13 protein-coding genes are annotated in these 15,388 nt (G+C 33.6%); 10 read left to right on the top strand and 3 right to left on the bottom strand.

Going from position 1 to position 15,388, the window contains the following annotated elements:
- Positions 1 to 26: 26 nt before the first annotated feature.
- The 5 genes from ACEN92_RS15170 (at position 27) to ACEN92_RS15150 (ending at position 7,539) form a co-directional block, all read left to right on the top strand.
- A complete protein-coding gene (locus tag ACEN92_RS15170) occupies positions 27 to 2,369 on the top strand; it encodes a glycoside hydrolase family 2 TIM barrel-domain containing protein (RefSeq protein WP_495639191.1) in 2,343 nt (780 codons plus the stop codon).
- Positions 2,369 to 3,541: a galactokinase gene (galK, locus tag ACEN92_RS15165; protein WP_495639190.1), complete on the top strand. Its 1,173-nt coding sequence runs from the start codon at positions 2,369 to 2,371 to the stop codon at positions 3,539 to 3,541. The genes ACEN92_RS15170 and galK overlap by 1 nt, the downstream gene beginning before the upstream one ends.
- On the top strand, positions 3,541 to 4,590 hold the full coding sequence (locus tag ACEN92_RS15160) for a UDP-glucose--hexose-1-phosphate uridylyltransferase (protein ID WP_495639189.1): 1,050 nt from the start codon (positions 3,541 to 3,543) through the stop codon (positions 4,588 to 4,590). The genes galK and ACEN92_RS15160 overlap by 1 nt, the downstream gene beginning before the upstream one ends.
- A 4-nt stretch (positions 4,591 to 4,594) precedes the next feature.
- A complete protein-coding gene (galE, locus tag ACEN92_RS15155; RefSeq protein WP_495639188.1) occupies positions 4,595 to 5,608 on the top strand; it encodes a UDP-glucose 4-epimerase GalE in 1,014 nt (337 codons plus the stop codon).
- A gap of 245 nt (positions 5,609 to 5,853) precedes the next feature.
- A complete protein-coding gene (locus ACEN92_RS15150) occupies positions 5,854 to 7,539 on the top strand; it encodes a sodium/sugar symporter (RefSeq protein WP_495639187.1) in 1,686 nt (561 codons plus the stop codon).
- Between the two features lie 45 nt (positions 7,540 to 7,584).
- On the opposite strand, the gene ACEN92_RS15145 is transcribed toward ACEN92_RS15150, so the two are convergent.
- Both ACEN92_RS15145 and ACEN92_RS15140 read right to left on the bottom strand, forming a co-directional pair.
- Positions 7,585 to 8,025 (bottom strand): LexA family protein, encoded by a 441-nt coding sequence (locus tag ACEN92_RS15145; protein WP_495639186.1) that lies wholly within the window; start codon positions 8,023 to 8,025, stop codon positions 7,585 to 7,587.
- Positions 8,016 to 9,290, bottom strand: a complete 1,275-nt coding sequence (locus tag ACEN92_RS15140; protein WP_495639185.1) for a Y-family DNA polymerase — start codon at positions 9,288 to 9,290, stop codon at positions 8,016 to 8,018. The genes ACEN92_RS15145 and ACEN92_RS15140 overlap by 10 nt, the downstream gene beginning before the upstream one ends.
- A 191-nt stretch (positions 9,291 to 9,481) precedes the next feature.
- Here ACEN92_RS15140 and ACEN92_RS15135 point away from each other — a divergent pair, with 191 nt between their 5' ends.
- Entirely contained in the window at positions 9,482 to 9,820 is a 339-nt protein-coding gene (locus ACEN92_RS15135) for an L-rhamnose mutarotase (RefSeq protein WP_495639184.1), read from the top strand.
- 119 nt (positions 9,821 to 9,939) lie between these two features.
- A complete protein-coding gene (locus ACEN92_RS15130) occupies positions 9,940 to 10,545 on the top strand; it encodes a hypothetical protein (RefSeq protein ID WP_495639183.1) in 606 nt (201 codons plus the stop codon).
- A gap of 27 nt (positions 10,546 to 10,572) precedes the next feature.
- Here the strand turns inward: ACEN92_RS15130 and ACEN92_RS15125 are convergent, their stop codons facing one another.
- Positions 10,573 to 11,829, bottom strand: a complete 1,257-nt coding sequence (locus ACEN92_RS15125; protein ID WP_495639182.1) for an NAD(P)/FAD-dependent oxidoreductase — start codon at positions 11,827 to 11,829, stop codon at positions 10,573 to 10,575.
- Between the two features lie 101 nt (positions 11,830 to 11,930).
- On the opposite strand from ACEN92_RS15125, the gene flxA reads away from it, so the two are divergent.
- The 3 genes from flxA to flxB are packed head-to-tail and all read left to right on the top strand — an operon-like array spanning position 11,931 to position 15,361.
- The gene (gene flxA / locus ACEN92_RS15120; RefSeq protein ID WP_495639181.1) at positions 11,931 to 13,451 is read left to right on the top strand and encodes a flexirubin biosynthesis tyrosine ammonia-lyase FlxA; all 1,521 of its coding nucleotides are present in this window, start codon (positions 11,931 to 11,933) and stop codon (positions 13,449 to 13,451) included.
- Between the two features lie 29 nt (positions 13,452 to 13,480).
- The gene (locus tag ACEN92_RS15115) at positions 13,481 to 14,608 is read left to right on the top strand and encodes a WG repeat-containing protein (protein ID WP_495639180.1); all 1,128 of its coding nucleotides are present in this window, start codon (positions 13,481 to 13,483) and stop codon (positions 14,606 to 14,608) included.
- Between the two features lie 21 nt (positions 14,609 to 14,629).
- On the top strand, positions 14,630 to 15,361 hold the full coding sequence (flxB, locus tag ACEN92_RS15110; protein ID WP_495639179.1) for a flexirubin biosynthesis SDR family reductase FlxB: 732 nt from the start codon (positions 14,630 to 14,632) through the stop codon (positions 15,359 to 15,361).
- The last annotated feature ends 27 nt before the right edge of the window (positions 15,362 to 15,388 follow it).

Here is a 15,388-nt window from a genome sequence, read left to right as displayed (position 1 = left end):
TGAGCATACTCTTAAATGGTAATAAAATGAAATTATTTTTTAAATTACTCTTTTTGATATTTTTCGTAACTATTTCTTTTGGAAAAGTTCAGGCACAATCGCGTACAAAAGTGAATTTTGGTGCTGATTGGGAATTTAAACGAGAAGAAAAAGAACCTTCAAATTGGGAAAAAGTAACAATTCCACATACAAACAGGATTGAATCTTTGGTAGTCATAAAACAATTTCAGGGAACTTCATGGTATCAAAAAAACTTCAAAGTTGACAATTCAAAAGACCAGAAAACATTTCTGTATTTTGAAGGTGTTATGCAGGAAGCTGATGTTTGGATAAATGATAAAAAGGTAACCAATCACAAAGGTGGATATTTGCCTTTTACAGTTGATGTCACTCCCTATTTAAATTCAAATAAAGAAAACACAATAAAAGTAAAAGTCAATAACGAAGACAATGCCGATTTTTTACCAGGGAAACCGTTGAAGGATTTAGATTTTAATTATTATGGCGGGATTTACAGAAACGTATATTTAATTACAGCTTCAAAATTATATATTACTAATGCCGTAAACGCTAATAAAATTGCCAGTGGCGGTGTGTATGTGAATTTCGAAAACATAAACAAAAATGAAGCTTCGGGAACTGTTCAGGTACATTTTAAAAATGAGTTTTCGACAGACAAAACTGGGTTTTTAAAGTATATTTTAACGGATAATAAAGGAGAAAAATTGGAATTCAAGTCAGAAAATTTCAATATAAAATCTAATTCTGATCTTGCTCTTACTCAAAAAATTTCGATTAAAAATCCAAAATTGTGGTCTATCTATAATCCGAATTTATACCGATTGGAAGTTCAGATAATTTCCGGTAAAAAAATCATTGATTCCTATTCTGAAAAAATCGGAATCAGAAAGTCAGAATTAAAAGCAGATGGTTATTATCTAAATGATGAAAAATTATACATCACAGGAACAAATGAACATCAGGAGTATCCTTATTTGGGGTATGCCATTTCTGATGAAGCCCAATATCGTGATGTTGTAAAAATTAAAAATGCAGGTTTCGATTTTGTTCGATTATCACATTATCCACATTCTGAAGCTTTTTTAAATGCATGTGACGAGTTAGGAGTTTTAGTTATGAACAGTTTAACAGGCTGGCAGTTTTTTGGTAACGAAACTTTTCAGAAAAATGCTTATCAGGATATTCGCGATATGGCAAGAAGAGACAGAAATCATCCAAGTATTATTTTTTGGGAGGCTTCACTGAACGAAACTGACATGAGTACAGCATTCATGAAAAAAGCAACCAAAACATTAAAAGAAGAATTACCTTTTGATCATAATTATAGTGCAAGTTGGATTGATAATGAAAATTACGATTTGTTTATTCCGGCACGTCAGCACGCAAAAGCACCAGATTATTGGACAAAATACAACAAAGGAAATCGTAAAATTTTCATAGCTGAATATGGAGATTGGGAATATTATGCACAAAATGCAGGTTTCAATCAGACCCAATTTGCGAATTTGAAAGAAAACGAAAGAACATCAAGACAATTACGTGGTGATGGTGAAAAACGTTTGTTACAGCAAGCCTATAATTTTCAGGAAGCATCCAACTCAAACCGAAAAGGAGCACAAACTATTGGTGAGGCTAATTGGGTAATGTTTGACTATAATCGTGGTTACAGCCCGGATTTAGAAAGTTCAGGAATAAGTGATATTTTCAGAATTCCAAAATTTGCTTATTTCTTTTACCAAAGTCAGCGTGATGCCAATATTGTTCTGGATAAAAAATTATTCTCAGGACCCGTGGTTACTATTGCCAATAACTGGACCTCAGAATCTCCTTTGAATGTAACAGTTTACAGTAATTGTGATGAAGTGGTCTTGTATCTGAATGATGTTTTAATAGCAAAACAAAAAATTATAATTGATATAAATAATGACAAATTGGAACATGCTCCTTTTATTTTTAAACTTAATGAATTTAAAGTCGGAACTTTACGTGCAGAAGGATTTATAAAAGAACAAAAAGTAGCTTCTGATAGTGTCAAAACTCCGGAAACAGCTTCTAAAATAGACCTTAGTTATGATATTTCTTCCAAAGCCATAAATCCGGAGTTTCCGGATATGGTTTTTGTTTATGCCAAAATTATCGATGCTGACGGAACTGTTATTCCAACAGCAATAAACGAAGTAACTTTTGCTGTAAGCGAAGGAAATGCTGAACTAATTGGTCAAAATCCAATAAAAGCCGAAGCCGGAATTGCAACTATTATCCTTAAAACTAAAAATTTAAAAAAGAAAATAACGCTTAACGCAACATCAGAAAAATTACAAAACAACATTATTACAATTACAAAATGATGAATGAGATTCTAATACAAAACACCACTGCTTTTTTTGAGAAGTCTTTTGGGACAGCCCCTCAAAAAATTGTCCTTTCTCCGGGAAGAATTAATATTATCGGCGAGCATGTCGATTATAATGACGGTTACGTTTTACCGGCGGCAATTGACAAAATAATCTGTTTTGCTTTTGAGAAAAACAACTCTCAAAAATCCAAAATAATCGCCATCGATTTAAATGAAGAATTCGAAATTGACTTAACTCAGAAAATTCAATTAAGTGAAGTTGTCTGGACCAATTATATTCTTGGCGTTATCAAACAATTGCAGGATAATGGTTTTTCTTTCGAAGGCTTCAATTGTGTTTTCAGCAGTAATATTCCGGTTGGTTCCGGTTTATCTTCTTCGGCAGCACTGGAATGCGGGATGATTTTTGGTATAAAAGAGCTTTTTAATCTTACTATTGAAAAAGTAGATATTTCCTTATTAGGACAAAAAGCAGAACATTGGGTAGGAATCAATTGTGGCATCATGGATCAGTTTTCAAGTGTTCATGGTCTTGAAAATAAGGTAATAAAATTAGACTGCAACACTTTAGATTTTGAATATCATAATGCTGATTTCAAAGATTACTCTTTGGTTTTGTTTGACAGTAATGTAAAACACTCCCTTTTTACATCTGAATATAATAACAGAAGACTGGAATGTGAAGAAGGACTTTCTATCATCAAAAATCATTTTCCTGAAATAAAAAGTTTTAGAGATTGTACAGAAGAACAGCTTTTGGGCATTCAGGATAAAATGAATGAAACTGTTTTTAAAAGAGTTCATTTTGTTGTAAAAGAAATTAAGCGTGTTACTCAGGCTTGTGAGGCTTTGGATAACGGAAATATTGAACTCCTGGGACAATTACTTTTTGATACTCATGACGGATTATCGAAAGAATATGAAGTAAGCTGTCCTGAACTGGATTTTATAGTTGAACAGGCTAAAAAAGAAGAAACTGTAATCGGATCCCGCTTAATGGGTGGTGGTTTTGGAGGATGCGCTATCACTTTAATCAAAAAAGGAAACGAAAAGAATGTAAAAGAAAAGTTTACTAGCCTTTATTTTGATACATTTGGAATTGATTTAAAAATTTACGATGTAAAAATCTCAAACGGAACAACACTTTATAAGACAACAAATTAATGAGAAATTTTGATATTAACGAAGATCCGCACAGACGTTATAATCCATTAATAAACGAATGGGTTTTGGTTTCACCTCATCGTGCAAAACGCCCCTGGCAAGGTCAAAATGAAGCGATTTCAACAGAAAAACTGCCTGAATACGACTCAACCTGTTATTTGTGTCCGGGAAATGTTCGTGCAAATGGCATGAACAATCCTAATTATAAGAATTCATTTGTTTTCGAAAATGATTTTGCTGCCATGAAGCAGGATGAAATAATTTATGAAGACGATATCAGACAGACTTTTTTTAAGGCACAGCCAGAAAGAGGTATTTCCAGAGTCGTTTGCTTTTCGCCAAGACATGATCTTACTTTACCCGAAATGGAAATTAAGGATATCGAAAATATAATTCGTACCTGGCAAAAAGAATATACCGATTTAGGCAAAATTGACTATATTAATCATGTACAGATTTTCGAAAATAAAGGAAGTGTTATGGGATGCAGCAATCCGCATCCACATGGACAAATCTGGGCTCAGTCATCATTGCCAACTCAGGTTGAAAAAACCCAGAAAAACCTAAAATTATATTTCGTTAAAAATAACACCAATCTTTTACAGGATTATCTTCAGGCTGAATTAAAAAAAGATGAACGTATTGTAATAGAAAACGAACATTTTGTAGCATTGGTTCCGTTTTGGGCAATTTGGCCATACGAAACCATGATTATCAGTAAAAGACATATCAGCAAAATTACCGAGTTCACATCTGATGAGATAACTTCTTACGCCATCATTCTGAAACAGCTGACTACGAAATACGATAATCTTTTCAGTACTTCATTCCCTTATTCTTCCGGAATACATCAGGCTCCGACAGATGGGGAAAAACATGAAGAATGGCAATTTCATATGCATTTTTACCCACCTTTATTACGTTCTGCCAGTGTTAAAAAATTTATGGTAGGTTATGAAATGTTAGGTGAATCACAACGTGATATTACACCCGAAAAAAGTGCTGCTATTTTAAGGGAACAATCGGATATACACTATAAAAACAAATAAACAGATGAAAATAGTAGTCACTGGTGGGTTAGGTTTTATAGGCTCACACACCGTTGTAGAATTACAAAACGAAAATTTCGAAGTAATTGTAATTGACAATCTTTCTAATTCTTCAATTGAAGTTCTTGACGGTATCGAAAAAATTACAGGAAAAAAACCACTTTTTGAACAAATAGATTTAAGAGATAAAACTGCTGTTAAGGATTTCTTTAAAAAATATACTGATGTTTCAGGAGTAATTCATTTTGCCGCTTCAAAAGCAGTTGGCGAAAGTGTTCAGAATCCTTTATTGTATTATGAAAACAATATTAGTTCTCTTGTATACATTTTACAGGAATTACAGGAAAAACCGGAAGCTAACTTTATATTCAGTTCTTCCTGCACTGTTTATGGCCAGGCCGAAGTAATGCCAATTGCAGAATCAACACCTGTGCAGCCGGCAATGTCACCTTATGGAAACACCAAACAAATTGGCGAGGAAATTATAAGTGATGTTACAAAAATAAGTAACCTGAATGCTATTCTATTACGTTACTTTAATCCTATAGGCGCACATCCATCAAACGAAATTGGTGAGTTGCCTCTTGGAGTTCCACAAAATCTGGTACCTTTTATCACTCAGACAGGAGCAGGATTACGAAAAGAATTATCTGTTTACGGCAATGATTACCCAACTGTTGACGGAACTTGTATTCGTGATTATATACACGTTGTTGATCTGGCAAAAGCACACGTAATTGCAATGCAAAGGTTGCTCAGCAAAAAAAATTCAGAGAAATTAGAGATTTTCAATTTAGGAACAGGAAAAGGAAGTTCTGTACTTGAAGTTATCCAGGCTTTTGAAAAAGCAAGTGGTCAAAAACTACCTTATAAAATTGTTGACAGAAGAGAAGGTGATATCACAGAAGCGTATGCCAATACTGATAAAGCCAATACAGTTCTAGGATGGAAAACACAATTAACATTGGAGGAGGCAATTGCGAGTGCCTGGAAATGGGAACAAAAAATAAGACAATAAAAACATTAAGAAATCATATCTTTTTTTTTATTTAATCGCCTTTTTTGTTACAAATGTGAAAATTACATTTGTTTTTATTGTATATAACAATTTTTACTTTACTTTTGATTTTCATTTTAATAAAAAAATAACAAAATTAAAATACATATCGTATTTTTTTCGGATTAAAAAACTGCATTATTTATTTTACAACTAAGAAAAACCAACAAAAATCACTTTATATTAATTTCAAACATTATTAACAAATGAGCCAGAAACTTGCTTTTGCAGATTATGCAGTATTTATTATCTATTTTCTCGTAGTATCCATTTACGGATATACGATTTATCGCAAACGCGAAAAAAACGAACACGATGCAAAGGCGTATTTCCTTGCAGAAGGAACACTTACCTGGTGGGCTATTGGAGCTTCATTGATTGCTTCAAACATTTCGGCAGAACAATTTATCGGAATGAGCGGTGAGGGCTTCTTCCTTGGAATTGCAGTTGCTGCTTATGAATGGCTTGCTGCTATTGCTTTGATTATTGTTGCCGTTTGGTTTATTCCTGTTTATCTTAAAAATAAGATTTACACAATGCCACAATTCTTAAAAACACGTTATAACGAATCTACTGCCTTAATCATGGCCGTTTTCTGGTTGTTTTTATATGTTTTCGTAAACCTTACTTCTATTTTATATTTAGGAGCTGTTGCTATTAATGGTTTAGCCGGAGGAGAATACCTGCATGCAATCATGGTTGCTTTGGCTGTTTTTGCCTTAATAATCTCTTTAGGGGGAATGAAAGTAGTAGCTTATACTGACGTAATTCAGGTAGCAGTTTTAATTATTGGAGGTTTGGTAACTTCCTATATTGCTTTAACAACTGTAGGACAGTATTTTGGTTTTGGTCAGGATGCTATCGCTGGTTTCAATGTATTAATGGAGAAAGCACCAGAGCATTTCAGAATGATAATTGACAGGCCTACAGCATCATCTTCTCAATTGGAAATTGACAAATACCTTACTTTCCCGGGATTAATGTCTTATTTGGCAGGTATCTGGATTATCAATCTTAACTACTGGGGTTGTAATCAGTATATTACACAAAGAGCGCTGGGTGCTGATTTACAAACAGCCCGTACAGGTATTTTGTTTGCAGGTATGTTAAAATTAGTAATGCCATTAATTGTAATGTTACCTGGAATTGCTGCTTTTGTTTTATACAAAAACGGACATTTACCACAATTAGTTGGAGGAAAAGACGGAGCTTATTCTGCTATGTTAACATTCTTGCCAACAGGTTTAAAAGGATTATCAGTAGCCGCTTTAACAGCAGCTATCGTAGCTTCATTAGCAGGTAAAGTAAACAGTATCTCTACTATTTATACATTAGACGTTCACAAAAAATACATTCAAAAAAATGCCAGCGACAGACATCAGGTAAATATCGGAAGATATGCTGTTTTCGCAGCGATGCTTTTGGCAGTTTTATTTACCTGGAACGACGTTCTTGGAATTGGTGGTGTAGGTGGTTTTACTTACATCCAAAAATATACAGGATTTATTAGTCCGGGTGTATTTGCAATGTTCTTCCTTGGTATGTTTTGGAAAAGAACAACTGGTACAGCTGCAATCGTAGGTGTAATCGCAGGTTTCTTATTATCGGTTTTATTCAATGAATTTGCACCGGCTTTATTCGGAAACGAAACATTATTGTACACAGCCTGGCCTAATGGAAAAGGTGGTTTCGAAATTCCGTTCCACATCTGTATGGGATTATCATTTGTCTTTACTATGCTTCTTATGATTGCTATAAGTTTCGCAGGACCAAAAGTAAATCCTAAAGCATTCGAATTGGATACTGAAATGTTTAAAGTAAAACCACAGACAATGGTTTTAATTGTAATCACATTATTGATTATAGCCGCTTTATATATTAAATTCTGGTAAAAATATTTTAAATTAAATAAAAAGTGTGAAACAAAGAAATTAGTTTCACACTTTTTTTATAACATAAGTAACCATTCCCCAAATAATTAATTGGTTTTCTTCGGTCACTTTTATGGGTTTGTAATCCGGGTTTTCAGGCATAAGATATAAACAGTCTTTTTCGACCTGAATGCGTTTTACGGTAAATTCGCCATCAATAAAACAAATTGCAATTTTATTGTTTTGAGGCTCCAAGCTTCTATCAACTACCAATACATCCTTATCATTTATACCGGCATCAATCATAGAATTACCTTTGACCCGGATGTAAAAAGTAGCGAGAGGATTTTCGCTCAGCTCTTTATTCAGGTCAATGCTTGTTTCCATAAAATCGGCAGCCGGCGATGGAAAACCAGCCGAAACTCCCTCATTTATATAAGGAATCCTAATTCCACTTTCGAAATCAGGCTGAAAAAAAGTAAGTTTTTGTTCTTTTTTTACAGACATTCTATTTCAAGTATTTTTTGAAAATCAGTAGTATATTTAGGCGACAGATGATTCTGATTCATATTCCAGGTCAGCTTCAGGTTTTGTGTTGCCAGCTTTACTTTTGCATCCCCTATTTTATGATTCAATTTGTCCATCACTTTCATTAAAGCCAGATGTTTTGGATTTTCCTCATCAAACAACTGAAATTGCTTTTTATCTTCATCAATCAATTCGGTCACGACAACACCCGCTTTTTTAAATCTGATTCCTTCATTTCCTTTGTGTAATTTCTTCAGCAGTTCTATAGCTGCATTCGAAATTGTCAAAGTAGAGTTACTTGCATAAGGCAGCGTTAGTGCCATATTAAAATAATATTTGGATGTTTTAACCAAATGTTTATCTACAATCAACATTACAATAATGGTATGGCAGCAGGAATTTTGCTTTCGTAATTTTTCCGCACAAACCGCAGCAAAAGTAGCAATACGTTCCCGGAGTAAATCAAAATCGGATATTTGTTTTGGAAAACTTCTGGTAATCGCAATACTTTTTCTTTGATCTGCAACAGGCTCTAAATCTAAAACCGATTTGCCTTCTAATTCATATTTCAGACGAAGGCCAATAATCCCCATTTCTTTCTTAATCCATGCTTCATGCTGAGGTGCTGTAAAATCCAGGGCTGTAACAATATTTTGAAGCTTAGCCTTTTTTTTAGTCCGATAGCCTATACCCCAAACATCTTCAATCTTTGTCCATTTTAAAGCTTTGAGACGTTTTTCTTCCGTATCAATCACATAAACGCCGTTGGTTCTGTATTGAAATTCCTTTGCAATTTTATTAGCTACTTTTGATAATGCCTTAGTTGGTGCAAAGCCAATACAAACCGGAATTCCTACCCATTTCTGTACACGATTTTTCATCTGAAACCCGTAATCCTGAAAATCCAAAATGTCTAAACCACCAAAATTAAGAAAAGCTTCATCTATACTGTAAATTTCTACGTTAGGAGTAAATTGACCTAAAATTGCCATAACCCGATTACTCAAATCACCATACAGCGGATAATTGGATGAAAATAATTTGACATTTTTTTCTTTTACCAATTCCCTGATCTTGAACGCCGGTACGCCCATGGGAACTCCAACTGCTTTGGCCTCATTACTTCTGGAAATCACACAGCCATCATTGTTGGATAATATAGCCACAGGTTTTCCAATGTATTTCGGCTGAAAAACACGTTCACAGGAAGCATAAAAATTATTACAATCAACTAAAGCATACATAATACAAAATTACGGATTAGTGTAATATGCTTTTGGAAATGGAAGTTAAATTTTAGACGTTAATATTCTCAATATAACAAAATTATTTCTACTTTTAATTCCTATTCATAAGGTTGTTTTTTACTTAGCACTAATTCCAGCTTAGAAGCCGAAGCTTAAATATTAAAAATCATCCATTATAATTTTCAAAAATGATTAAAAAAAAATTCTGTCTTGCTTTGGATTTAAAAGAAGACGAAACCTTAATTCAGGAATATAAAAAGTTACATGAAAAAGTATGGCCTGAAATAATTGACAGCATTAAAAATTCAGGAATTACTGTTTTAGATATTTATTGTACAGGAAACAGATTGTTTATGATTATAGAAGCCGATGCAGATTTTACATTTGAAAAAAAATCGCTGATGGATAAAAATAATGCAAAGGTTCAGGAATGGGAGACTTTGATGTGGCAATTTCAACAAGCATTACCTTGGGCAAAAGCTGGCGAAAAATGGATTTTAATGGATAAAATTTTCGAAATACCTTAATAATCAAAGAAAAACGGTATTTTTTGAGGCTGAAAAATAAACAAACCGGAATGAAATTTAATCCTTTAAAAATTAAATAAAAAACTTACTTTTGAATTTTAACTTAAACCTAATTCTTTATGAAAAAAACAGTATTTGCATTATTATTCTTTACAGGGCTTACATTTGCTCAGGACATGAATGTCGTAAGTGGAAAATTTGATTTTTTAAAAGATCAAAAAGAAATCAACGTAGAATTTGATTATAGTGATTTTACTATGATGAAAGACAAAAAAACAGAGGCACAATATGTTGAAGAAAGAACAGCCGAATTAAATGAAAAATCAAAAGGAAACGGAAATATTTGGAAAAAGAAATGGGAATCCTCTAAAGAATTAATCTGGACACCAAAGTTTTTAGAATTAATGAACGTTATTATGGTTAAAGAAAAAAAAGATGTTAGTTTTCAGGAAGGATTAACTACTCCTTATACTTTAATAGTAAAAACTGTTTGGTTATATCCGGGTTGGGATATCGCAATGATGAAACAGCCTGCTAAAGTTACTACAAATTTAAAGTTTGTTGAAACAGCTAACAAATCAAATGTATTATTAGAAGTTTCAAGTGAAGAAGCTCCGGGAGATCAATGGGGAAATAATTTCAGTAATGAATCCAGAATTGGAGAAGGATATGCCAAAACTGCAAAATCACTGGCTAAATTACTGCTGAAAAAGGCATATAAATAAAAAAATAAATATAAGCAAAAGCCCTAATTAATTAGGGCTTTTTTTATTTTGGTTTTCCATTTCTATCAGATAAGCCATATTCTTAATCACATTGTCATGTTTTTTTACGAATGGATTTTCCTCATTCCAGACATAACCTGCCAAAACCGAACATATTTTTTCTTTTACATCCGGATTTTCAGGCTGATGAAAAAATAATGTCTGCAAGTTTCCGGTATACCATTCTTTCACATAAGTGGTAAAAACAGCAATTCCGCGTTTCATGTATCCTGTAAATTCAACTTCCCAGTCAACTTCAACTCCCTTCGATTCCTTAAGATATAATTTTGCTGCCAGCATTCCTGATTCTGTAGCAAAAGCAACTCCGGATGAAAAAACAGGATCTAAAAACTCTGAACTGTTTCCTGTCAAAGCAAAACCATCTCCATACATTCTTTTTACAGCTCTTGAATAATTTTCCAATTTTACAGGATTGAATAAAAACTCCGTTCCCTTAAATCTTTTTATATAATAATCGGAAAGCTGAATAGCATTTTTTAAAGCCTCGGCATTATCTTTATTTTCTGAAAGTGAATTGATAAAATCTGTTGGACCCACAACTCCTAAACTTGTATTGCCATTTGAAAAAGGAATTACCCACAACCATACTTCGGTTTCTAAAATATCAAAAGAAATCATAGTTCCTTCCTCGCCTTCCGGTCTGTTGATATCTTTTACATGTGCAAATATCGATGAATGAGGGTCTAATTTTGATGGAGTATCAAGATCTAGAAGCCTTGGCAATACACGTCCGTAGCCACTGGAATCAATAATAAATTTAGCATGAATTTCTTTTAGATTACCATCCTTATCCTTTACGATGGTTTTAGAATTTTTCCCTTCAAAGGAAACTTCCAAAACTTCCGATTCAAATTCCAGATCAATTCCTTTCCTGATAACTTCCTGTGCCATAGTATTATCAAAATCCGCACGCGGTACCTGCCAGGTCCAATCCCATCCTTCACCAAACTTTTTACTAAAGTCGAAAACACAAATTTCTTCCCCTCTGATAAAACGGGCCCCGAGCTTTTTTTCAAAATTCATTGCATCGAGACATTCAAAAAGTTCAGCTTCTGCAAAATGGTCCATCACTCGCGGAATAAGGCTTTCGCCTACAACCAATCTTGGAAATTTTGTTTTTTCCACCACTTTTATCTTAACATTGTTCTTGTGAAGATAAGATGCTGAAACACATCCGGAAGGTCCTGCACCTATTATTAGAACATCAACAAACTCCTTTATCATATTAAAAATGTTATCAATTATTAACCTACATTTGCCTTCATCAAAATAACCACATTTATTTTGATAAATAAAATTAAATTAGCACAATCAAAACCGATTTAATGAATACAATTAATGAATATTTAAGTTTAGCAGAATTTGAGTCTATTATTTTTGGAAATAATAAAGTTGTTGTCAGCGATATTGTTTTAAATAGAATTAATGAAAGCTTTAATTTTCTGAAAGAATTTTCAGGAAATAAAGTAATTTACGGAGTAAACACGGGCTTTGGCCCAATGGCTCAATACCGTATCAAGGAATCCGACCAGATTCAACTACAATATAATTTAATCCGAAGCCACTCTTCAGGGACAGGAAAACCTTTGAGCCCTGTTTGCGCAAAAGCTGCAATATTAGCCCGTTTAAACTCATTGTCATTAGGAAATTCCGGTGTTCATTCATCTGTAATCCACTTAATGGCAGAACTCATCAACAGAGACATTACGCCTTTAATTTTTGAACATGGAGGTGTTGGGGCAAGTGGGGATTTAGTACAATTAGCCCATTTAGCCTTAGTTTTAATTGGTGAAGGAGAAGTTTTTTATAAAGGAGACAGAAGACCTACCCAGGAAGTTTTCGAAATCGAAGGCCTAAAACCGATTCAGGTAGAAATCAGAGAAGGTCTGGCATTAATTAACGGAACTTCTGTAATGACTGGAATTGGAGTGGTAAATGTGCATCATGCCAATAAATTATTAGATTGGTCTTTAAAATGCTCTTGTGCCATAAACGAATTGGTTCAGGCGTATGACGATCATTTCTCTGAAGAATTAAACCAAACCAAACGTCATAAGGGACAGCAGGAAGTTGCTGCGAGAATGAGACAAAATCTTTCAGACAGTACTTTGATCCGTAAAAGAGAAGACCATTTATATTCAGGAGAGAATACTGAGGAAATTTTCAAAGAAAAAGTTCAGGAGTATTATTCGTTGCGTTGTGTGCCTCAAATTTTAGGCCCTGTTTTGGAAACTATAAATAATGTAGCTTCAATTTTAGAAGACGAATTTAACTCGGCAAATGATAATCCAATTATCGACGTAAAAAACAAACATGTTTATCACGGAGGTAATTTCCATGGCGATTATATTTCGCTTGAAATGGATAAATTAAAAATTGTTATTACCAAATTAACAATGTTGGCAGAACGTCAATTGAATTATTTACTGAATTCAAAAATCAATGAAATCCTTCCTCCATTTGTCAATTTAGGAACACTGGGATTCAATTTCGGAATGCAGGGCGTTCAGTTTACAGCAACCTCAACAACTGCTGAAAGCCAAATGCTGTCAAACCCAATGTATGTTCACAGTATCCCGAACAATAATGATAATCAGGATATCGTAAGTATGGGAACAAATGCTGCCGTAATTACCTCAAAAGTAATCGAAAATGCGTTTGAAGTATTAAGTATAGAAATGATCACAATTGTTCAGGCAATTGATTATTTAGGTCAAAAAGATAAAATCTCATCGGTAACTAAAAAATGGTATGATGATGTTAGAAAAATAATCCCTGTATTTAAAGAAGACCAGGTGATGTATCCGTTTGTTCAACAAGTAAAAGATCATCTTATAAATAATTAAACGTCATATTTTAATCTGAACCTTAAGCTATGAAAAAAACATTACTTTTTTTGTTGTTATTGTTTATTCAATTTGTTAATAGTCAGACTTCGGTTCAAGAACTGGCATTAGTTAAAAAAGACGGTAAATACGGATACCTTACTAAAGAAGGAACTTTTCGTATAGAACCAAAATATAAAAACGCCAAAAATTTCTCCGAAGGCCTTGCAGCTGTAGAAGATAATGGAAAATGGGGTTTTATAGATATGAAAGGTACATGGGTAATTCCGGCTGCTTTTGATAATGTAAAATATTTCAACAGCGGAATTTGCGTAGTATCCAAAGATAAAAAATGGGTATACATAAATGCTAAAGGACAGGTTCAGACTGCACCAAATTCTGAAAAAGTATTTGATTTTGAAAATGGTGTGGCATTCATAAAACAAGGAAATAAAATTGGATTAATAAACCCAAAAATGACCGTTGTTTTAGAGCCAAAATATGATATGATCAAATCATTCGAAAATGGTTTTGCCAGAGTAAAAAACAATGACAATTGGGGAATCATCAATACAGCCGGAAAAGTTGTAGTAGAGATTGCTTATCAGGAAATTGGCAATTATTACAAAACTACAGCCTGGGCAAAAAAAGGAGAGAGTTTTGGACTGGTTGTTGCAGGGAAATTTATTACGGTAGATGGTGCTGATAAAATCTGGGATTTTGGAACACAGGATTTAACCTATGCGAGAAAAAACGGAAAAATTGGTTTTATCGATTTAAAAGGAAATTGGATAATTCTGCCTATATATGATAAAGCAAAAGCTTTCTCAAAAAATTTAGCTCCTGTTCTTGTTGGTTCAAAATGGGGATATATTAATTTAAAAGGAGATTTTGTAATTCCGCCAACTTATAATGATGCTGAAGTTTTCAGCACAAACGGATTAGCTCCGATAAAAGAAAGTAATTGGGGATTTATTAACGAGAAAGGAAAATTGGTAATTCCAACGCAATATGGTATCACTTCAAATGGTATTGTAGCCCTGTTTACAGAACAGGAAAAAGGATTTATTAATGGTGTTGCAAGAGTAAAAAACGAAAAGAAATGGGGATTTCTTAAACCAGACGGAACTGTATTAGGTAACCAATGGTTTGAAAATGCCGAGCTTTTTCAAAAATAATAAAAAAACTATTTTTAATATATGAAATGTGTATTAGTAACGGGTGGTTCAAGAGGAATTGGAAGTGCTGTTTGTAAAAAATTAGCGGTTGAAGCCAACTATCATATTCTGATTAATTATCATTCGAACAAAACTGCGGCGGAAGAGACGCTTCAGGAAATACAGAAATTAGGAGCAACAGGAGAAATTTTAGGATTTGATGTTTCGAGTTTTGAAGAAGTACAAAAAGCTTTAACCCAATGGGAGGAAGCTAATCCTGAAGCCATTGTTGAAGCTATTGTCAACAACGCCGGAATTACAAAAGACGGTCTGTTTATGTGGATGACGCCTGAAGACTGGAGTGGGGTCGTGAATACAAGTTTGAACGGTTTCTTTAATGTGACACAGTTTTTTATTCAAAAAATGCTTCGCAATAAATATGGACGAATTGTAAATATGGTTTCTGTATCCGGCGTAAAAGGAACAGCGGGCCAAACTAATTATTCAGCTGCAAAAGGCGCTATTGTTGCCGCAACAAAAGCATTGGCACAGGAAGTTGCAAAACGTAATATTACTGTAAATGCAGTTGCACCGGGTTTTATCAGAACTGATATGACAAGCCAATTAGACGAAAAAGAATTATTAAAATTAATTCCGGTAAATCGTTTTGGCGAAGCTGAAGAAGTGGCAGATTTAGTAAGTTTTTTGATTTCGAAAAAAGCAAGCTACATCACAGGAGAAATTATCAACATAAACGGAGGAATATATTCTTAAAAACATTTAACACATAGAAACATAGAT

The sequence above is a fragment of the Flavobacterium sp. Flavsp81 genome (assembly GCF_059491325.1).
This window is presented reverse-complemented; position numbering and strand designations above follow the sequence as displayed.